Here is a 19,801-nt window from a genome sequence, read left to right as displayed (position 1 = left end):
ATGAGCATCCTTCCCACGGCGTCTTCCGACGCTGTCGATCCGCGCCGGTTCGGCAGCTTCGCCGAGTTCTATCCGTTCTACCTCTCCGAGCACCGCGACCGCACCTGCCGTCGCCTGCACTTCGTCGGCAGCACGCTGGGCCTGGTCTGCCTGGCCCTGCTGCTGGCCACGGGCCAGTGGCGCTGGCTGCCGATCGGCCTGGCCTGTGGCTATGCCTTCGCCTGGATCGGCCACTTCGGCTTCGAGAACAACAAGCCCGCCAGCTTCAAGCGCCCGCTCTACAGTTTCCTGGGCGACTGGGCGATGTACCGCGACATCTGGCTGGGGCGCATCAAGCTCTGAACCTGGAGTCGACCCCCGGCACCGGCTGGATCGACGCCACGCTGCGGGCTTGGCCGCGCGCGCGCCGATGCAGGCGTCACAACGCGTCGCGCAGGCGCAGCGCGTCCCAGCGCCCGCGTTCCCACAGGCCGGACATCGGCGCGCTGCGGTCCAGCAGCAGGCGCTCGAACAGCGGTGCGAGCGGCGTGCACTCGGGGTCTGCCAGCAGCACGTAGCGGGCCTCGGTGTCCGCGCCCATGCCGTGCTCGGACTCGTCCAGCCGCCCCACCCAGTCCAGGCCCACGAGCACCTGCAGCACCGGCTCGAGCTGCAGCTTGGTGGTGCCCAGCGCGCGGCCGAGCGCGCCGGCCGCCAGGCCATGCGCCTCGCCGCTGCGCGCGCCGTACAGGTGCTGCAGCACCTCGATCGCCAGGTGGAAGTGCCAGCCGTACGCAGCGACCGGCCGCGCGACGCCGGCCAGCAGGCTGGGCAGGTAGGCCACGGTCACGGCGCCCAGCAGCACGATGGTCCAGGCCAGGTAGATCCACAGCAGCAGGATGGGCGCCGTGGCGAAGGTGCCGTACATGGCCGAATACGTCGGCACCGAGGCGATGTACAGGCTCAGAAGCCGCTTGGCCAGTTCGATGCCGACCGACACGAAGATGCCGCCGGCCAGCGCGTGGGACCACTTCACATCGGTGTTGGGCACGTAGCGGTAGACCGCGGCCATGCCCAGCGCCAGCAGGCCGAATTCGATGGTGTCCAGCAGCACGCGCACGCCGCCCGGCAGGCTGTCGACCAGGCCGCGCGAGGACGACACCGCATAGGACGTCATCGCCAGGCTGGCGCCCAGCAGCAGCGGCCCGAGCGTGAGCAAGGCCCAGTAGATCAGCACGCGCTGGCCCAGCGGGCGCGGGCGCGGCACACGCCAGATGCGGTTGAGCGTGCGGTCGATGGTCAGCACCAGCGCCAGTGCCGTGGCCAGCACCACCGCCAGGCCCAGGCTGCCGAGCCGGCTGGCCTGGCTGGCGAACTGGGTGAGGTAGCCCAGCACCTGGCGCGCGATCGTCTCCGGCACCAGGCTCTGCACCAGCCAGCGCTGCAGCACCTGCTGCATGGTGTCGAACATCGGGAACACCGTGAAGATGGCCAGCCCCACCGTGAACAGCGGCACCAGCGCCAGCATGGTGGTGAAGGTCAGGCTGCTGGCGGTCAGCGCCAGCTGGTCTTCGCGGAAACGCTGGCGCAGCGTGAGCGCGGTGGTGCGCCAGGGGAAATGCGCCAGATCACCCAGCAGCGCGTGCAGGCGCTCTGGCAAGCGGCGGGAGGCAACGGACATGCTCGTTATCATGCCAGCCCCATGCCCTCCGCCCCCCTGGACCCCACCGTCGCCTGGACCCGCCGGATCGCCGTCGCAAGCCTGCTCGCGATGATCGCGCTGGGCCTGGCCTGGGAGCTCTGGCTGGCGCCGCTGCGCCCGGGCGGCAGCTGGCTGGCGCTCAAGGTGCTGCCGCTGTGCATCCCGCTGGCGGGCCTGCTCAAGAACCGCATGTACACCTACCGCTGGCTGAGCCTGCTCATCTGGCTGTACTTCACCGAGGGCGTGGTGCGCGCCTGGAGCGACCCGCTGCCCGCCGGCCGCTGGTGCGCGCTGGCCGAGCTGCTGCTGTGCCTGCTGCTCTTCGCGGCGTGCGCCATGCACGTGCGGCTGCGCTTTCGCAATGCCCGGCTGGCCGCAGCCACGGGCGAATGAACGAGGACCTGCATCCATGACCGCTGCCCTGCTCGATTCCCTGCGCGCCATCGTCGGCGCCCCGCACGTGCTGACCGAAGGCGACCTGTCCGCGTGGGAACAGGACTGGCGCAAGCGCGCCCGGGGCAAGGCCCTGGCCGTGGTGCGCCCCGCCACCACCGAGCAGGTGGCCGGCGTGGTCAAGGCCTGCGCCGCCGCCGGCACGAGCCTGGTGCCGCAGGGCGGCAACACCGGCCTGGTCTGTGGCTCCACGCCCGACGAAAGCGGGCGCCAGGTGGTGCTGTCGCTCACGCGCATGAACGCCGTGCGCGCCATCGACCCGGCCAACCTCACCATGACGGTGGAGGCCGGCTGCATCCTGCAGACGCTGCAGGAGCTGGCCGAGAAGGACGGCTTCCTGTTCCCGCTGAGCCTGGCGGCCGAGGGCAGCTGCACCATCGGCGGCAACCTGGCCACCAACGCCGGCGGCACGCAGGTGGTGCGCTACGGCAACACGCGCGACCTGTGCCTGGGCCTGGAAGTGGTCACGGCCGAGGGCGAGGTCTGGAACGGCCTCACCGGCCTGCGCAAGGACAACACCGGCTACGACCTGCGCGACCTGTTCGTCGGCAGCGAAGGCACGCTGGGCATCATCACCGCGGCGACCATGAAGCTCTACCCCATGCCGGCCGCGCGGCTGACCGCCTGGGCCGCCGTGCCCTCGATGGACCAGGCCGTGGAGCTGCTGGGCATGGCGCACCGCACGCTGGGCGCCGGCCTCACGGGCTTCGAGGTGATGGGCCGCTTCGCCGTGAGCCTGGTGGCCAAGCACTTCCCGCAGCAGCGCGTGCCCTTCGTGACGGGCGCGGCCGAGGCGGCGGACGAGACGCCCTGGTGCGTGCTGCTGGAGAACTCCGACGACGAATCGGAAGAACACGCCCGCGCGCGCTTCGAGCAGCTGCTGGAGCAGGCCTTCGAGGCCGGCTGCGTGACCGACGCCGTGGTGGCCGAAAACCTCACGCAGGCGCACCAGCTCTGGCACATCCGCGAGAGCATCCCGCTGGCCCAGGTCGAGGAAGGCCTGAACATCAAGCACGACATCTCCATCCCGGTCTCGCGCATTCCTGAGTTCGTGCGCGTGACCGACGCGCTGCTGGCCGAGCAGATCCCCGGCGTGCGCATGGTCGACTTCGGCCACCTGGGCGACGGCAACCTGCACTACAACGTGCAGGCCCCGGCCGGCGGCGATGCCAGGGCCTTCCTGGCGGAGCAGGAAGAGAACGTCAACACCATCGTGTTCGACTCGGTGAAGGCCTTCGACGGCTCGATCTCGGCCGAGCATGGCGTGGGCAGCTTGAAGCAGCACAAGCTGCCGCACTACAAGTCGCCGGTGGCACTCAAGCTGATGCGCGCGATCAAGGGCGCGCTGGACCCCGAGAACCGCATGAACCCGGGGCGCGTGCTGGAGGCGTGAAGCCACGCGGCATGCGCGTAAGATGTGCGCATGCTCAGATGCGCAGGGTCCATCCATGCTTCGTTTCGATAACGCCCCCAAGAAGGCCACCAACCTCTCGCTCAACAGCAAGGTGCTCGAGGTTGCTCGCGAGCTCGGCATGAATCTGTCGCAGACTGTCGACGCGTTGCTCCTCGAAGAAGTCAAGCGCCGCTACTGGGACAAGTGGAACGAAGACAACAAGGAAGCCATTGCGGCCTACAACGCCCGCATTGCGAGGGAAGGATTGCCGCTGGCCAGGTACCGCACCTTTGCGCGCAGCCTTGGCGACGGCAAGAAGTCTTGACGAATGGCCCGCTTCGATGTCTATGCCAACCCGGATCCAGCGGAACGACGCACCATTCCCTTCTTCCTGGACATCCAGAGCGACCATCTGGAAGCGCTGGAAACACGTGTCGTTGTGCCCTTGCATCTCGGCGAGCGCTTCATGGGCCCAGTGCGCAGATTGAATCCGGAGCTGATCGTGATCGACAAGACTGTCGTCATGGACACTGCCTCGATCGGCGCGATCCCCATCGGTGACTTGCGCCGCCCGGTCGCCAATCTGGCCGACCAGCAGTCTCATATCCAGGATGCACTGGACACGTTGTTCGGCGCCTACTGACACCCGTCACCATATGCCTTCCCGCCCCATCCGCTCCCAATACGAAGACTTCATGCGCCACGTGCAGCAGCACGGCGTGGCCAAGGGCGACCGCACCGGCACGGGCACGAAGAGCGTGTTCGGCCACCAGATGCGCTTCGACCTGTCCGAGGGCTTCCCGCTGGTGACGACCAAGAAGGTGCACCTGAAGTCCATCATCGTGGAACTGCTGTGGTTCCTGACCGGGTCGTCCAACAACAACTGGCTCAAGGAGCGCGGCGTATCGATCTGGGACGAATGGGCCCGGGAAGACGGCGACCTGGGCCCGGTCTACGGCGTGCAGTGGCGCTCGTGGCCCACGCCCGATGGCGGGCACATCGACCAGATCGCCGAGGTGGTGAAGCAGCTCAAGGGCAACCCCGATTCGCGCCGCATCATCGTGAGCGCGTGGAACGTGGCCGATCTGTCGAAGATGGCGCTGATGCCCTGCCATGCGTTCTTCCAGTTCTACGTGGCCGAGGGCAAGCTCAGCTGCCAGCTCTACCAGCGCAGCGCAGACATCTTCCTGGGCGTGCCCTTCAACATCGCCAGCTACGCGCTGCTCACGCACATGCTCGCGCAGCAGTGCGACCTGGAGGTCGGCGACTTCATCTGGACCGGTGGCGACTGCCACATCTACAGCAACCATGTGGAGCAGGTCGCGCTGCAGCTCTCGCGCGATCCGCGGCCCTATCCCACGCTCCGGATCCTGCGCAGGCCCGATTCGATCTTCGACTACCGGTACGAAGACTTCGCCATCGAGGGCTACGACCCGCATCCCGCCATCAAGGCGCCGGTGGCGGTCTGAGAGGCACGCCATGGCCACGCTGCACCTGATCTGGGCCCAGGCGGCCAATGGCGTCATCGGCCACAACAACACCCTGCCCTGGCGGCTGCCCGAGGACATGGCGCACTTCAAGGCCACGACCATGGGCTGCCCGGTGGTGATGGGCCGCAAGACCTGGGATTCGCTGCCGCCAAAATTCCGCCCGCTGCCGGGCCGTATCAACATCGTGCTGACGCGCCACGCCGGCTGGCAGGCCGACGGCGCGCTGCGCGCCGCCTCGCTCGAGGAAGCCCTGGGCCTGTGCCCGGCCGATGCCAGGGTCTGGGTGACGGGCGGGGCCGAGGTCTATGCGCAGGCCATGGCCCTGGCCAGCACGGCCATGGTCACCGAGATCGAGGCCGCGTTCGAGGGCGATGCGCACGCGCCCACCTTCGGCGAGGCCTGGAAGGAGGTGGCGCGCGAACGCCACGTCTCGGCCAACGGGCTGGCGTTCAGCTTCGTGCAGTACCACAACACCGCACGCACACCCTGACCAACGCGTCCATGCGCGGACGGCAAGAGACAGTGGGCGCCATGGCGCTGTAGTCCTGCTCCCACCCCTGTGCGGCGCACCGGCCGCTCGACGGGCCGCGGCGCGGCCCACACACTGGCCGGCACCAACCGCCCCGATGCCATAGGTCAATACAACTCGAAGTCAGTGCCTTGGTTCCGCCATGCCAAGCCAGGGTGCCCAGCACCCGCGCCCCACCCCAGGACGCCGCCGAGTGATTGACCGCCAGACCGACCCCACCCTCGACGGCTGCCAGTACGCCATGGCCGCGGACCGCGGGCACGCACGCATGGACCCGCGGCCCGGCGACCGCATGATCGCCCGGGCCGTGCCGGCGGCTTGAGACCTGCATGGACCTGCTGGCCATATGGGCACCCTGGATCAAGTTCGTGCACCTGAGCACGCTGGCGGCCTGGTGCGCCTGCCTGATCGCGCTGCCTCCCCTGCTCGCGCTGTACCCCGTCACGCGCGGGCGCGTGTCGCGGCACCGGCTCAAGGCCGGGACGCGCTTCGTCTACATCGCGCTGGCTTCGCCGGCCGCGGTGCTGGCGGTGGTGTCGGGCACGGCGCTCATCCACGTGATGGGTGCCTACGCGCCGTGGCTGGCGGCCAAGCTCACGCTGGTCACCGGCATGGTGTTCTTCCACGCCACCTGCGGAAAGATGCTGCTGGTGCTGCGCGAGCAGCCCCGGCGCTGGTCGGCCGGGTTTTTCGTGGGCCTGGCCGCCGTGCCGCTGGTGCTGATCCTGGGGGTGCTGTGGCTGGTGCTGGCGCAACCCCGGCTGGGGTTCTGAATGCGCGCCTCAGAAGCTGTGGATGAACCTGGCGCGTGCGAGCGGACCGTCCCGGTGCGTCCCATCAAGGCGCAAAGCGCAGCCTTAGCTCGGGCTATGGCGAGCATGTGCAACGCCGAGGGTGCGTGCCGGGGCGGGACGAGCGGGCGTGTCGGGGTCGTTCACAGCTTCTCAGTCTTCCTCGTCCTCGCTGAGCACGCCGACCTGGTGCTCGAACACCAGCGTTCCGCCGAGCCAGCCCGCCACGCCCACCAGCACCACGCCCAGGCCCGACAGGTACAGGCCCAGCGGCACGATGGCGGCTTCGGCGTCGCCCAGGCGCAGGCCCCAGTTGGCCATGCCCACGGACAGCAGCATCACCGCCACGACGAAGTGGCTCCACGCGGCTGCGCGCCGGCGGATGTCGCGCACGGCCAGCAGCTCCGCGGTGCCGGCGATGCCGGCCAGGATGCCGCACAGCGCGCCGCCGCCGGCCAGCCACAAGGACATGCGCGCCCAGAAAGGATCGCTCCAATGCCACCAGGCCAGATCGCTGGCGAACACCGCGACCAGGAAGGCAATCGGAAAGGGCACCAGCATGGCGTGCGCGGGATGGCCGAAGAAGGCCACGCGCGTCGTCGTGCCGTGGGGAACGGGATCGGCAAATTGCTTCATGGTGCGGCCCACTCTAGCGGCACACCCCATACCCGCACTGCCGGAAGAGGCGCCGCCTGGGCGTGCGGCCTGTCCGCGATCGCGCTGCTGGCCGGCTGCAGCACGGCCGGCCCGCTGTCGGCGCTCGACCCGGCCGGCCCGGGGGCGGCGCCGATCGCGCGCGTGTGGTGGGCCATGTTCTGGGGCGGCATGGCGCTGACGGTGGCGATGACCGGGCTGGCCCTGTACGCCGCGCTGCGCCGGCGCGCCGGCACGCCGCGCGTGTCGGCCAACGCGCTGCTGGTGGGCGGCGGCCTGCTGCTGCCCGGCGCGGTGATCGCGGCGCTGCTGCTGTGGGGCATGCGCGCCGGCCATGCGCTGCTGCCGCTGCCGGGGGCCGCGCCCGTGTTCACTGTGGAAGTGACGGCACGGCAATGGCAGTGGGATGCGCGCTATCCGCAGCACCCCACGGCGCCGTCCGCCACCAACCGCATCGACATCCCGGCCGGCCAGCCGGTGGATGTACACGTGCGCACGGCCGACGTGATCCACGGTTTCTGGGTTCCCCGGCTCGGCGGCAAGATCGACGCGATCCCGGGCCGCACCAACGTGATCCGGCTGCAGGCCGACGCGCCTGGCGTGTACCGGGGCGTGTGCGCCGAGTACTGCGGCACCGGCCATGCGCGCATGCCGATGGAGGTGCACGCGCACGCGCCCGATGCGCTGGCCGCACGCCTGGCGGGGGGCACGCCATGACGCACCACGACATGCAAGCGCAACCGCATTCCCATCCCGTGGCCCTGCACCAGCGGCTGCAGCGCATCTGGCACAACCCCTCGGGCTGGCGATCGCTCTCGGCCGTCAACCACAACGTCGTGGGCCGGCGCTTCATCGCCACGGCCCTGGTGTTCTTCTTCGTCGGCGGCATGCTGGCGATGCTGATCCGCGCGCAGCTGGCGACGCCGCAGTCGGCCTTCCTGGACGACGCGCTGTACGCCCAGGTCTTCACGATGCACGGGACCATCATGATGTTCCTGTTCGCGATCCCGCTGATCGAGGGTTTCGCGATCTACCTGCTGCCCAAGATGCTGGGCGCGCGCGACCTGGCCTACCCGCGCCTCGGTGCGTTCGGCTACTGGTGCTATCTGCTGGGCGGGCTGATCCTGCTTGGCGCGCTGGCGGCGGGGCTGGCGCCCGACGGCGGCTGGTTCCTCTACACGCCGCTGTCCAACGCCACGCACACGCCGGGCGTGAACGCCGACGTCTGGCTGCTGGGCATCACCTTCGTGGAGATCTCGGCCGTGGCGGCGGCGGTGGAGATCATCGTCACCATCCTGACCATGCGCGCGCCGGGCATGCGGCTCGTGGACATGCCGCTGTTCGCCTGGTACATGCTGGTCACGGCCGGCATGATGCTGGTGGGCTTTCCGCCGCTGATCCTGGGCAGCCTGATCCTGGAGCTCGAACGCGCCGCCGGCTGGCCCTTCTTCGACGCCGCGCGCGGCGGCGACCCGCTGCTCTGGCAGCACCTGTTCTGGCTGTTCGGCCACCCCGAGGTCTACATCATCTTCCTGCCCGCGGCGGGCATCGTCTCCACGCTGATCCCCACGTTCGCGCAGCGGCCGCTGGTCGGCCGGTCCTGGGTGCTGGCCAGCGTGGTGGCGATGGGCTTCATCAGCTTCGGGCTGTGGGTGCACCACATGTTCACGGTGGGCATCCCACACCTGGCGCTGGTGTTCTTCTCGGCGGCCAGCATGCTGGTGGCGATCCCCACCGCCGTGCAGATGTTCGCCTGGATCGCCACGCTCTGGCATGGCCGGCCCAAGCTCGCGCTGCCCATGCTGTGGCTGCTGGGCTTTCTCGTGGTCTTCGTCTGCGGCGGGCTCACGGGCGTGATGCTGGCGCTGGTGCCGTTCAACTGGCAGGCGCACGACACGCACTTCGTGGTGGCGCACCTGCACTACGTGCTGGTCGGCGGCTTCCTGTTCCCGTTCCTCGCCGGCGTGTACTACTGGTTTCCGCACCTGTTCGGCCGCCAGACGCTGCCGCGCCTGGGGGCCTGGGCGTTCTGGCTCATCTTCACGGGCTTCAACACCACCTTCTTCGTGATGCACCTGACCGGGCTCCTGGGCATGCCGCGGCGCGTGGGCAGCTATGTGACGGGCATGGGCTGGGACCTGCCCAACCTCGTGTCCTCGCTGGGCAGCTTCGTGATGGCCATCGGCTTCTTCCTGCTGCTGATCGACCTCATCGTCAGCGCCTACCTGGGCCGCATCGCGCCGCAGAACCCCTGGCGCGCGTCCACGCTGGAATGGGCCATGCCCACGCCGCCGGCCTTCTACAACTTCGCCAGCCAGCCGCGCGCCCCCGGGCAGGAGCCGCTGTGGACCACGCCCGACCTGGGCGCGCGCGCCGCCGCAGGCGAAGGCCTGCTGGCACATGCCAGCGCCGACGAGCAACAGAGCCTGGGCTGCGACCCGGTCAGTGGCGAGCCCACGCACGTGGTGCGCCTGCCACGCCCGAGCTGGTTGCCGCTCATGGCGGCGCTGGCGGTGGGCAGCGTGTTCATGGGCCTGCTGACCAAGACCTACTGGCTGGCCCCACCGGCCGCGGTGCTGGCGCTGGCGCTGTTCTGGCGCTGGGCCTGGTCCATCGGGCTGCGGCACGACCCCGTGCCGGTGGATGCGGGCGCGGGCCTGCGCCTGCCCGTGCACGACGTGGTGGAGCGCGCACCCGGCCGCGCAGGCCTGCTGTGGACGCTGGTGGCCAACGGCAGCTTCTTCGTCTCGCTGTTGTTCGGCCACGCCTACCTGGCCACGGTGGCGCCGGGCTGGCCGCCGCCGCACTGGCTGGCGCCGCAGCTGGCGCTGCCGCTGGCCGCCGCGCTGGCCCTGGCGCTGGCCTGCGCTGCGATGCGCCACGCGGTGCGGGCCAACGCGCGCGGCGACGCCCGCGGCCGGCAGCTGGCGCTGCTGGCCGCACTGGCCGCGGCGCTGGCCGCCACGCTGCTGCTGCCGGCCGGCGTGCTGCCGGGCATGCCCTCGCCACGCGAGCACGCATACGGCGCCATGCTGGCCTTCAGCCTGGCCTACGCCGTGCTGCACAGCGCGCTCGGCGCGGTGTTCGCGGCCTATGCCCTGGCGCGCGGGCGCGCCGGTTTCCTGTCGGCCCGACGCTGCGTGGAGCTGCAGACCGCGCGCCTGTGGTGGGACTACACGGCCGCCACGGGCGCGGTGCTGCTGCTGGCCATGCATGTGCCGGCCTGGGGACGCTGAGATGACACCACCCCGTTTGGATGCCTCGCTCCGAGTAGACATCCCCTGCCCCTCCAGGGCCGCCGCCAGCGGCCTGGCAAGCCAGGTCCGCGGCGTCTGCTGGCATGGCGTGCTCCGCAGCCCTCCGCGCCGCGCCGCACGAGCGGGTGCCGTGCCCCAAGGGTGGCGCGCCAGTGCCATGGATCACTGACATGGACCACCGCCCCACCGCACCCGCCCCCTCCCCGGTCCGCTGGCTGCTCGGCACCACCGCCGGCCTGCTCGTGTGGGCCAGCAGCTTCGTCGTGCTGTACGCCGGCCTGACGCTCGGATGCGAAGCCGGCTGGCACGCACGCCGCCTGGCCGGCGCCAACCTGCTGACGGTGGCACTCGCCATGGCCTGGCTCGCCCACCTGGTTGCGCTCGCGGCGCTGTGGCGGTGGTTCGGCGGCTGGACGGAACCGCTGCGCCGCCTGGCGCGCGTGCTGACCGCGGTGGCGCTGGCCGCCACGGTCTTCACCGGCTGGCCACTGCTGGCCTTGCCGCCCTGCGCCGGCCAGACGCTGGCATCGACCATGGAGGACGACGCATGTTCGAGGACCTGATGTCGCTGTGCCTGGCCGGCAGCCTGCCGGCCCTGCCGCAGGACTGGTGGCAGGCCTGGAGCCTGGCCCCTGCCACGCTGTTGCCGCTGCTGGGCCTGCTGGCCTGGCTGCTCGTGCACCGGCGCAAACCGCTGCCGCTGGCCGGCTGGACCTTGCTCGCGCTGGCCCTGGTGTCGCCGCTGTGCCGGCTGGCCGCCACGCTGGCCTCGGCCCACATGGCGCAGCTGATGCTGCTGCTGGCGGGCATGGCGCTGCTGGCGCTGGGCTCGTCGCCGCGCGCGCACATGCCCCGGCCTGGCCCGGCGGCGGCCGTGCATGGCGCCCTGCTCTGGCTGTGGCACTGGCCGCCGCTGTACGCGGCCGTGCTGGAGCAGCCAGGCCTGCACGTGGCCGCCCTCGCGCTGCTGCTGGCCTCGGCCTGGTGGTTCTGGCGCGCCGTGCTGCTGGCTCCCTTGCCCCAGCGCGGCGCGGCGCTGCTCGCGCTGCTGGCCACCATGGCCCACACCGGACTGCTGGGCGCGCTGCTGACCTTCGCCGGGCAGCCGCTGTACACCTTGCAGGCGGCGGGCGCGCGTGCCTGGGGCCTGGAGCCGCTGCAGGACCAGCAACTGGCCGGGCTGCTCATGTGGGTGGTCGGTGCGCTGGGCTACCTGCTGGCCGCCGTGGCGCTGGCGCTGCGCTGGTTCGCACCGCCGGCGCGCCCGGTCCGGGACGCGACACCGGCGCACTGACGGCCGGCCGACGGGCGGGCATACTGGCCCGGCCCCACGATCCGGAACCCCGCCCGACCATGCAGCTGGACGCAGCGCTTCGCGACCACATACGCCGCCACCTCGCCAGCTTCGAACTGCACGGCGTGCCGGCGGCCGGCCACCGCGCCGCCGTCGCGCTGGCCCTCGTGGAGGAAGGCCGCGGCGCCGAATTTCCCGGGCTGCCCCGGCCCACGGACTGGAGCCCGGCCGCGGCCATGCTGCTGACGCGGCGCGCCATGCACCTGAAGAACCACCCGGGCCAATGGGCCCTGCCCGGCGGCCGTGTCGAGCCGGGCGAATCGGCCGCCGAGGCGGCGCTGCGCGAACTGCACGAGGAAGTGGGCCTGGCCCTGCCGCGCGAAGCCGTGCTGGGCCTGCTCGACGACTTCCCCACGCGCTCGGGCTTCGCGATCACGCCGGTGGTGGTCTGGGCCGGCCCGGTGCGCGATGCGCTCGTGCCCAACCCCGACGAGGTGGCCAGCATCCACCGCGTGCCGCTGACCGAGTTGCAGCGCGCCGATGCGCCGCTGCTCGAAGCCATCGACGACAGCCCGCACCCCGTGCTGCGCATGCCGGTGGGCAACGGCTGGGTGGCGGCGCCGACGGCCGCCCTGCTGTTCCAGTTCCGCGAGGTCTGCCTGGCCGGCCGTGCCACGCGCGTGGCGCACTACGAGCAGCCGCTGTTCGCGCGGCGCTAGCGACGGGCCTGCGACCACGAACTGCCACCCGAAAGTGCATTGAGGCTTCCTGGTCGTGCTTGTGTCACAGGCCATTGACCCACGTGGTGCAACACGCCACCCACATCATTTCGGAGTCGGCACGCAGTCCACCACGCTGCGCCCGGCACCATCGCGCACGCGGTAACCGGCAGCTTCGATCAGCAGGCGCAGAGCGTCGGCATCGGCCCAGCGCTTTTCCTTGCGAGCCAGATCGCGTTCGACGGCCATTCGCAGTACGGTCGGCGGCACGTCGACCACTGGTGCCGCTGACACCGCGAGCCCCAACCCCAGGGCGTTGTCCAGCCAAGCCAGCGTCGCACGCTTCGCTGCCGCTGACACCGGGCTTCTGAGCAGCTCCCATGCCAGGGACAGGGCGCCGGCCGTGTTCAGGTCATTGTGAAGAGCGCTGCGCATGCGATGCTGCCAATCCGCATCCACCGCGCCCGATTCTGGCAGCGCCGCGAAAGCCTGGCGCAAGCGGCCAAGCCCCGTCTGCGCGGCCTTCAGCGCTTCCCAGGTGAAGACAAGGGGCGAGCGGTAATGGGCGGTGAGCACAAGGTAGCGGTAGGCGAGCGGGTCGTAGCCCGCGTCCACGAGTGTCTGCAGCCGCAGGAAGCCCCCTGCGGACTTCGACATCTTGGCGCTGCCCTCCAACTGCAGGAAGGCGCCATGCAGCCAGTAGTTCGCCGGCCCGTGCCCGTGCCTGGCCTGGTGCTGCGCGATTTCGTTGGTGTGGTGCACGGGTATGTGGTCCTCGCCGCCGATGTGGATGTCGAACAGCGCGCCCAGATGTTTCTCCGACATCGCCGAGCACTCGATGTGCCAGCCCGGAAAGCCGCGGCCCCAGGGGCTGTCCCACTCCATCTGTCGCCGCGCGCTGCCGCTGAACTTCCAGAGCGCGAAGTCGGTCGGGCTGCGCTTGTCGCCGACGTCCACGCGATGGCCTGCGCGCAGGCCCTTCTTGTCCAGCCTCGCCAGCGCGCCGTAGTCGTCCAGCCTCTCTGTGTCGAAGTAGATGCCATCACTGGTCCGGTAGGCGAAGCCGCGTCGCTCGATGTCGGCGATGAAGGCAATCTGCTCCGCTATGTGGTCCGTGGCGCGGGCCCAGAGCGTTGGCGGCAGGATGCGCAACGCCGCGACGTCGCGCTGGAAGACATCGGTGAAGTAGGCAGCGATCTCCCACGCGCTGCGCCCCAACCGCCGGCTGCCAGTTTCCATCTTGTCTTCACCGCTATCGGCATCGGAGGTGAGGTGGCCCACGTCGGTGATGTTGACGACGTGACGCACGGAAAGGCCGTTGAGCGCCAGCACGCGCCGCAGGGTGTCGCCGAACAGGTAGCTGCGCAGATTGCCGATGTGGGCATGGTCGTAGACCGTTGGCCCGCAGGCGTACAGCCCCACATGACCTTCGCGCAAAGGCACGAAAGGGCGCAACCCGTGTTGCAAGGTGTCGAACAGCATCAGGTCCGTGGACATCGGTCGCTCCAAAAAACAAAAAGGCCGCAGGAGCTTTGCTCATGCGGCCTCTAGAAAACAATGGACGTGCAATCACACGATCGGCAGGCTTCTAGGGCCGGCCGCGACACTCCTTCGATGTGGACATGGATTGCGCTTGCATTCGGGGATGCTAACACCTCGGCTTGCGTTGCCAGGAGAGGCCCCTTGGTCCTCGAAGAGGATGCCCGGCCATCCTATCGGTCCGAGGTCAGCCACTCTTCTCTTCTCACGCACTAACGAGCAGTTGGGGCGAAGCAAGCGCCGTTCTCATCGACGCAGCGCGCAAATGCTGTCCTGCGCGCCCAGCCGCGCCAACCAGCGGATGTAGACCAGTTCCGCCACGAGTTCCACCAGCGTCTGCGCCACCACCACGGCCGGCAGCAGCGGCACCGCGCCCGGCACGGCCAGGGCCAGCGGCAGCACCACGAGCGCGTTGCGCGTGGCCGCGCTGAAGGCCACGGCGCGCGCCGCCGGCGCCGGCAGCCGCGCCCGCCGCGCGAGCTGCCACCCCAGGGCCGGCGCCAGCAGCGCGAACACGATGTAGACCGGCACGGCCCGCAGCGCGGCCGGCCCGGCCCGGCCCAGCTGCGGCAGCACCGCGGCCACGACCACCAGCAGCACCAGCGCCGTGGCCGGCACCGGCAGCAGCGCCAGGGCCGCGTTCACGCGCGCGCCGGCCCATCGCTGGCAGGCCAGCGCCAGCAGCAGCGGCACGGCGATCAGCCAGACGAAGGCCTGCACGAAGGGCCCGGGCCGCACCAGGCCGGCGGCCGCATCGCCCAGCAACACGGCCAGGTACAGCGGCAGCAGCGCCATCTGCAGCAGCAACAGCCAGGGCGTGGCGGCCAGCAGCAGCCGGGCATCGGCCCGGCCCAGCTGCGCGAAGGTGACCACGTAGTCGATGCAGGGGCACAGCAGCACGAGCAGCACGCCCAGGCGCAGCAAGGGGTCTGCCGGCAGCAGCGGCAGCAGCAGCGCCACCAGCAGCGGCACGGCGATGAAGTTCACGCCCAGCAGCACGGCCAGGAAGCGCCGTGCGCGCAGCGCCTGGCCCAGTGCCGCGAGCGGCAGCTGCAGGAAGGTGAGGAACAGCATGAGCGCCAGGGCCGGTTCGATGGCCGGCTGCAGCGCTTCGGTGCCGGGCACGGCGAACGCCAGCGCAGCACCGAGGGCCACGGCGCCGAAGTAGATCGCCGGCTGGCGGGTTTCGAGCAGGTGTTGGGGGTCGGGCACCTGGCCGAGCTTAGCCTGCGCCGCTTTGCGCATATCGACATGCGCAAAGCTGCGTTCACGCAAGCGCCCGCGCTGCCTAGCATGGGCACGACCTGCACCGCACAAGGAGTTCCGCATGTCCGCCGTCCTCGACCTCGCGCCCCTGCTGCGCGCCGCCGTCCCGCCCTGGCAGGTCGCGCCCATCGCGGGTGCCGCGCTCGGCGCGGTGGCGCAGGGCATCGACGCACGCCAGCCGCTGCACGCGGCCCAGGTGCGCGCGATCCGCCATGCGCTGCAGCGCCACCGCATCGTGCTGTTGCGCGGCCAGCAGCTCGACGATGCGCAGTACCTGCGCCTGGCCAGCTACTTCGGCAGCGTGTTCCAGCCACCGGCCGACGTGCCGGTGCTGGCCTCCGACCCGTATGGCGGCGGCAATCTGCCTGCCATCGTCAAGGTCGGCAACGTCGAGGATGGCGTGCTGGGCCACCACGAGCTGGCCGCGCATTCGGACCACCACTGGACGCCGCAACCCTCGTCGGGCTCGTTCCTCTATGCCCTGCAGGTGCCCTCGGTGGGTGGTGAGACCACGTGGGTCGACGAGGTGGCCGCCTACGAGGCACTGGACGGTGCCACGCGCGCCACGATCGACGGGCTGCAGCTGATCACCTACAACCCGTTCCTGCGCCGCCTGCACCCGTTGCCCTCGGGCGAGCGGCCGCTGTACCGCACGCCCGACATCGCGCCGCTGGCGCCGTTCGAGGTGCACCCGCTGGTGCGTACGCACCCCGACACCGGGCAGCGCCTGTTGTACCTGGATGCGGCGACCGAGGTCGAGATCGTGGGCCTGGGCGCCGCCGAAGGCCGCGCGCTGATCGAGCGCCTGCGCGCCCACCTGGCGCAGCCGCGCTTTGCCTACACGCACCGCTGGCAGGTGGGCGACATCGTCTACTGGGACAACCAGGCCACGCTGCATGCGCGCACGGGCTTTGCGCCGGACGAGCAGCGGCTGCTCAAGCGCATCAGCCTGTCGGGCAGCCGGCCGTTCTGAGCAGGCCGTTCTGAGCCGGCGCGCGGCGTAGCATCGCCGCATGCCGCTGCCCGCCACCCCGCCCATCGTGGACTGCCATGTCCACGTCTTCGACCCCGAACGCTTTCCTTACGCGGCAGACACCTGGTACCGGCCGGCGCCGGCCGAGACCGGCACGCCCGCACAGCTGGCCCAGGTGCTGGACGCGCACGGCGTGCGCCATGCGCTGCTGGTCGGCCCGAACTCGGGCTACGGCCTGGACAACCGGCTGCTGCTGGACACGCTGGCGCGCGGCGGCGGCCGCTACAAGGGCATCGCCGTGCTGCGCAACGACACCAGCCGCGGCGAGCTGCAGGACCTGCAGGCCCAGGGCGTGGTGGGCGTGGCCTTGAACGCCGCGCTGCTGGGCGTGGACTTCTACCGCGACACGGGGCCGCTGCTCGAACGCCTGCGCGAGCTCGGCCTGTGGGCCGACGTGCAGGTCGAGGGCGACCAGCTGGTTGCGCTGGGCCCGCTGCTCCAGGACAGCGGCGCGCGCCTCGTGTTCGACCACGTCGGCCGCTTCGTGCCGGCTGCAGGCACGGGCCAGGCCGGCTTCGCGGCTTTGCTGGCGCTGGCAGGCACGGGCCGCGCAGCCGTCAAGCTGTCGGGCCTGGCCAAGGTCTCGGCCCAGGCCTGGCCGCATGCGGACTGCGCGCCCTACGTGCAGGCCCTCGTCGAGGCCTTCACGCCGAGCCAGCTGGTCTGGGCTTCGGACTGGCCCTTCCTGCGCGCACCCGCGCGCATCGACTATGCGCCGCTGCTGACGCTGCTGGAACGCCAGCTGCCCGATGCCCAGGCGCGCCAGCAGGTGCTGTGGGAGACGCCGCTGCGCCTGTTCGGCTTCGGCTGATCACGCGAAATCGAACGGCCCCTCGAAGCTGCCGATGGTGCTGGTGTGGCTCACCATGCCATGCACCCCGTCCCACAGGTGCAGCATGCAGGCCGGCGGCGCCATGAAGGAGGCGGGCCTGGCGCCGGGCGCCAGCCGCAGCGCGATCTCGGTGGTGGTGCTCGGGCACGCGCAGGCCACCGTGCCGGCCCAGCGCCGCAGCATCGGGCGGTGCACATGGCCGCAGAGAACGGCCTCGATGTTGCGGAAGCCGCCGATCACCTGCGCGAGCCGCTCGGGCGCCAGCAGCCGGTAGGCATCCATGTAGGGGATGCCGCTGGCGAACGGCGGGTGGTGCAGCAGCACGATGGTGGGCTTGGCCGCGTCGGCCGCGAGCGTGGCGCGCAGCCAGTCCAGGCCGGCCTCGTCGATCGCGCCGTGGTGCGCGCCCGGCACGGTCGAGTCCAGCGCCACGATGCGCACCGGGTGCGTGTCCACGCAGTAGTGCAGCGGGCCCGAAGCGGGCAGCCAGGGGTGGTCGGCAAAAGCGGTCCGGAAGGCTTCGCGGTGGTCGTGGTTGCCGGGGATGACGAGGCAGGGCATCGCCAGCTCGGCGAGCAGCGCACGGGCCATGGCGTATTCGTCGGGGTGGCCCTTGTCGACCACATCGCCGGTCAGCAGCACCAGGTCGGGCCGCCGGTCCAGTCCGTGCAGGTGCGCGATGGCCTGGGCCAGCATGCGGTTGGAATCGGCAACGCCGTGGTACAGCTGGCCCCGCGGCCTGACATGGGTGTCCGAGATCTGGGCGATGAGCATGGTGCATTCCTGGTCGGCTGGAGCCGGCCTGGCTCGTATGGCCCGTCCACTATATTGACCCGCGCGCGTCCATGTCACACCCACGCCGCCAGAAGGACCAACTGCTCGCCTGCGGACGCTGCATCAGGGGCCAGACGGAGGACATCGAACGCGCGCTGGAAGGCGGCTGCTCGATGCGCCCGCCCAGGGCGCGCAGGCAGGGTGCTGCTGGTGGCCGGCACTCCATCTGCCGGCGCAGCCGCGGGCACCGTGCGGCCGGCCATCCGCAGTTCACGCGGGCTCCGGCACGGCGTCACGGATGCTTTCGAGCCTTTGCCCGAGCGTCTTGCCGATCTCCATCGCCACACCGTACGGATTGCGGTCCACGTGCTGGATCAGCGGGTCGGCCGCCACCTGGGCGATGAAGCCGACGACCTGCGCCTTCAGCGCCTGCGCGGCGGGCGGGGCCTCGCCCTCTGAACCCGCGATCGCCGCCTCGACGAAGGCTAGAAGTTCCTCGTTGAACTGGCCGAGCGTGCCGGCCAGTTCGTCGGCGAGCTCGGTGTCGTGGGGCGCCTGGCCAGAGATCGCCGCCTTCAGCCGGGCGATCCTGGCGTTCACCTCGGCAACCGCAGCGCGGCATGCCAGGAGGGTGCTGCGGTAGCCGGCCAGGCTGCCGCTGTCCTGCGCGGGCGTGGCGGTGTCCAGCATGCCTTCGAGCCGGCGCAGGGCTTCCAGCGCCTTGGCGTACGCGCCGCCGGCGGCCTGCTCGCCGGCATAGCCGAACACCGCGCGCAGGCGCGCTGCCTCGGCCGGGCGATCGCCCAGCGCGGCCTGGTAGCGGGGCTCGATGGCGCTCAGGCGCTGCTGGTACTGGGCCTGGGCCGGCTCCTGCGGCGGCCCGCCGCCGTCGGCGGCTTCGGTGGCGCCACGCTGCACATGGGCAGCGCCTGTGGCGGCAGCCTGGTCGAGCAGCACCTGCACCTCGTCGAGCAACGCGTTGGCCGCAGCGAATGCCTGCTTGCGGGCGGCGACGCCGGCCTCGCTCACCTTCAGCTTGACCGATGCGGCATTCGCACCGGCGGCAGCGACCACCTCCTTGACCCGCGGAACCAGTGCAGCCAGGCGTGCGTTGAACGCGGCGGAGGGATTGCCAGCCGCAGGGGCGGACAGGCCATCGCTGCCGGCGCGGCCGGCCGACATCAGCGCCTGCGCCTCGTCCAGCAGCATGTTGGCAGCGCCATATTCCTTCTGGCGCGCCGACACACCGGCCTCGTTGACCTTGTGCTTGACGGCGTCGGCGCCGGGCCCGCCGGCCGTGAGCATCTCCTTGACGCTGGGCATCAGCGCCGCCAGCCGCGCGTTGAAAGCCGCCGCCTCGTCGCCTGCCAGCGTGGCGCCGGAATCTTCCTGGCGTTCGCTCTCGCCGGATTCCTGTTCGGGCGGCTCGCCGTCGTCGTCGATGTCGCTCGGGTCCTCGCCGCGCACCCGGACCTTGGTCCGCTGCTCGGTCTGCTTGAGCAGCGCAGCCTTCAGCTTCTTGGCCATGCCCGCCGCCTGCGTCTGCAGCACGAAGGTCACGGCGTTCTCTTCCCAGATCGCCTCGCCGGACGCGAACTTCACCGTGCCGCCCACACCCAGGTAGTTCGTCAGCAGCTTGCGCTTGGAGGGCGAGATCGCGCGCCTGCTCAGCAACACCGCCGCCTCCTTGCCGGTGTTCGCCACCAGCACCTGCATCGGTTCGCCCTTCTTCACCTGGCGCAGCAGCGGGATCATCTTCGTCGTCAGCAGCGCGGGCGTTTCCTCTTCGTCATCCGCCGCCGCAGCCGGTGCGGCCTGCGCAGCCTTGCGGGCCTGCATTTCCTGCAGCTTGCGCTCCTTGTCGCTCGCCTGCTCGGCGCCGTCCAGGTAGCGGCCCAGCGCCTCGTCGTTCCTGGCGGCCTTGCGCAGCACGGCGGCCTGCTTGTCGATCTCGGCCAGCGCGTCCAGCTTGGCCTGCGGCGTCTTGCCGCTCTCCAGCGCCGCCAAGGCCTTGACGAAGGCAGCGTCCTTGTAGCCCTTGCCTTTGGAGAACTTCTTCCACTCCAGCTCTGTGAGGTTCTTGTCGCTCATGGTCG

General features: G+C 70.8%; 22 protein-coding genes. 16 read left to right on the top strand and 6 right to left on the bottom strand.

What is annotated here, in order from left to right; all coding sequences use genetic code 11:
• On the top strand, nt 1–342 hold the full coding sequence (locus tag ASF44_RS14820) for an Mpo1-like protein (RefSeq protein WP_056899994.1): 342 nt from the start codon (nt 1–3) through the stop codon (nt 340–342).
• A 76-nt stretch (nt 343–418) separates the two neighbouring features.
• Here the strand turns inward: ASF44_RS14820 and ASF44_RS14815 are convergent, their stop codons facing one another.
• Nucleotides 419–1,660, bottom strand: coding sequence for a YihY family inner membrane protein (locus ASF44_RS14815; protein ID WP_056899993.1), 1,242 nt, complete (start codon nt 1,658–1,660; stop codon nt 419–421).
• A 21-nt stretch (nt 1,661–1,681) separates the two neighbouring features.
• Here ASF44_RS14815 and ASF44_RS14810 point away from each other — a divergent pair, with 21 nt between their 5' ends.
• The 8 genes from ASF44_RS14810 (at nt 1,682) to ASF44_RS14780 (ending at nt 6,319) form a co-directional block, all read left to right on the top strand.
• The gene (locus ASF44_RS14810; RefSeq protein WP_056899992.1) at nt 1,682–2,074 is read left to right on the top strand and encodes a DUF2069 domain-containing protein; all 393 of its coding nucleotides are present in this window, start codon (nt 1,682–1,684) and stop codon (nt 2,072–2,074) included.
• A 16-nt stretch (nt 2,075–2,090) separates the two neighbouring features.
• Nucleotides 2,091–3,527: an FAD-binding oxidoreductase gene (locus tag ASF44_RS14805; RefSeq protein ID WP_056899991.1), complete on the top strand. Its 1,437-nt coding sequence runs from the start codon at nt 2,091–2,093 to the stop codon at nt 3,525–3,527.
• A gap of 55 nt (nt 3,528–3,582) precedes the next feature.
• Nucleotides 3,583–3,852, top strand: a complete 270-nt coding sequence (locus tag ASF44_RS14800) for a type II toxin-antitoxin system CcdA family antitoxin (protein ID WP_056899990.1) — start codon at nt 3,583–3,585, stop codon at nt 3,850–3,852.
• A 3-nt stretch (nt 3,853–3,855) separates the two neighbouring features.
• Complete coding sequence (locus ASF44_RS14795; RefSeq protein WP_056899989.1) at nt 3,856–4,170, top strand: CcdB family protein; 315 nt, start codon at nt 3,856–3,858, stop codon at nt 4,168–4,170.
• Nucleotides 4,171–4,183: 13 nt separating this feature from the next.
• Nucleotides 4,184–4,996, top strand: coding sequence for a thymidylate synthase (locus ASF44_RS14790; RefSeq protein ID WP_056899988.1), 813 nt, complete (start codon nt 4,184–4,186; stop codon nt 4,994–4,996).
• Nucleotides 4,997–5,006: 10 nt separating this feature from the next.
• On the top strand, nt 5,007–5,507 hold the full coding sequence (locus ASF44_RS14785) for a dihydrofolate reductase (RefSeq protein ID WP_056899987.1): 501 nt from the start codon (nt 5,007–5,009) through the stop codon (nt 5,505–5,507).
• 232 nt (nt 5,508–5,739) lie between these two features.
• Nucleotides 5,740–5,868 carry a hypothetical protein gene (locus ASF44_RS33100; RefSeq protein ID WP_255358199.1) on the top strand — a complete coding sequence of 43 codons (129 nt, stop codon included), beginning with the start codon at nt 5,740–5,742 and terminating at the stop codon, nt 5,866–5,868.
• A gap of 7 nt (nt 5,869–5,875) precedes the next feature.
• Complete coding sequence (locus ASF44_RS14780) at nt 5,876–6,319, top strand: CopD family protein (protein ID WP_056899986.1); 444 nt, start codon at nt 5,876–5,878, stop codon at nt 6,317–6,319.
• A gap of 171 nt (nt 6,320–6,490) precedes the next feature.
• Here the strand turns inward: ASF44_RS14780 and ASF44_RS14775 are convergent, their stop codons facing one another.
• Entirely contained in the window at nt 6,491–6,973 is a 483-nt protein-coding gene (locus ASF44_RS14775) for a DUF2231 domain-containing protein (protein ID WP_056899985.1), read from the bottom strand.
• On the opposite strand from ASF44_RS14775, the gene coxB reads away from it, so the two are divergent.
• From coxB to ASF44_RS14750, 5 genes are all read left to right on the top strand, one after another.
• A complete protein-coding gene (gene coxB / locus ASF44_RS14770; protein ID WP_200930605.1) occupies nt 6,965–7,708 on the top strand; it encodes a cytochrome c oxidase subunit II in 744 nt (247 codons plus the stop codon). The two genes, ASF44_RS14775 and coxB, sit on opposite strands and share 9 nt — an antisense overlap.
• The gene (ctaD, locus tag ASF44_RS14765) at nt 7,705–10,227 is read left to right on the top strand and encodes a cytochrome c oxidase subunit I (RefSeq protein ID WP_082524779.1); all 2,523 of its coding nucleotides are present in this window, start codon (nt 7,705–7,707) and stop codon (nt 10,225–10,227) included. The genes coxB and ctaD overlap by 4 nt, the downstream gene beginning before the upstream one ends.
• Nucleotides 10,228–10,418: 191 nt before the next feature.
• Nucleotides 10,419–10,811 (top strand): hypothetical protein, encoded by a 393-nt coding sequence (locus ASF44_RS14760; protein WP_056899984.1) that lies wholly within the window; start codon nt 10,419–10,421, stop codon nt 10,809–10,811.
• Nucleotides 10,796–11,542, top strand: a complete 747-nt coding sequence (locus ASF44_RS14755; protein WP_056899983.1) for a cytochrome c oxidase assembly protein — start codon at nt 10,796–10,798, stop codon at nt 11,540–11,542. Before ASF44_RS14760 ends, ASF44_RS14755 begins: the two co-directional genes overlap by 16 nt.
• 59 nt (nt 11,543–11,601) lie before the next feature.
• Complete coding sequence (locus ASF44_RS14750) at nt 11,602–12,261, top strand: CoA pyrophosphatase (RefSeq protein WP_056899982.1); 660 nt, start codon at nt 11,602–11,604, stop codon at nt 12,259–12,261.
• A 105-nt stretch (nt 12,262–12,366) separates the two neighbouring features.
• Here the strand turns inward: ASF44_RS14750 and cysS are convergent, their stop codons facing one another.
• On the bottom strand, nt 12,367–13,758 hold the full coding sequence (gene cysS / locus ASF44_RS14745) for a cysteine--tRNA ligase (protein ID WP_056899981.1): 1,392 nt from the start codon (nt 13,756–13,758) through the stop codon (nt 12,367–12,369).
• A gap of 288 nt (nt 13,759–14,046) precedes the next feature.
• Complete coding sequence (locus ASF44_RS14740; RefSeq protein WP_056900295.1) at nt 14,047–15,012, bottom strand: arsenic resistance protein; 966 nt, start codon at nt 15,010–15,012, stop codon at nt 14,047–14,049.
• 115 nt (nt 15,013–15,127) lie between these two features.
• Here ASF44_RS14740 and ASF44_RS14735 point away from each other — a divergent pair, with 115 nt between their 5' ends.
• Both ASF44_RS14735 and ASF44_RS14730 read left to right on the top strand, forming a co-directional pair.
• Nucleotides 15,128–16,039 carry a TauD/TfdA family dioxygenase gene (locus ASF44_RS14735; RefSeq protein ID WP_056899980.1) on the top strand — a complete coding sequence of 304 codons (912 nt, stop codon included), beginning with the start codon at nt 15,128–15,130 and terminating at the stop codon, nt 16,037–16,039.
• Nucleotides 16,040–16,079: 40 nt separating this feature from the next.
• On the top strand, nt 16,080–16,910 hold the full coding sequence (locus tag ASF44_RS14730) for an amidohydrolase (protein WP_056899979.1): 831 nt from the start codon (nt 16,080–16,082) through the stop codon (nt 16,908–16,910).
• Here ASF44_RS14730 and ASF44_RS14725 read toward each other — a convergent pair whose 3' ends face one another.
• Nucleotides 16,911–17,705 carry a phosphodiesterase gene (locus tag ASF44_RS14725; RefSeq protein ID WP_056899978.1) on the bottom strand — a complete coding sequence of 265 codons (795 nt, stop codon included), beginning with the start codon at nt 17,703–17,705 and terminating at the stop codon, nt 16,911–16,913.
• 270 nt (nt 17,706–17,975) lie between these two features.
• Nucleotides 17,976–19,796, bottom strand: coding sequence for a hypothetical protein (locus ASF44_RS14720; protein WP_056899977.1), 1,821 nt, complete (start codon nt 19,794–19,796; stop codon nt 17,976–17,978).
• Between the last annotated feature and the right edge of the window lie 5 nt (nt 19,797–19,801).

It is taken from the genome of Pseudorhodoferax sp. Leaf274, assembly GCF_001422445.1.
Classification (GTDB): Bacteria; Pseudomonadota; Gammaproteobacteria; order Burkholderiales; family Burkholderiaceae_C; genus Pseudorhodoferax.
Note: the sequence above shows the minus strand (reverse complement) of the source record. Positions and strands in the feature narration are given on the sequence as shown.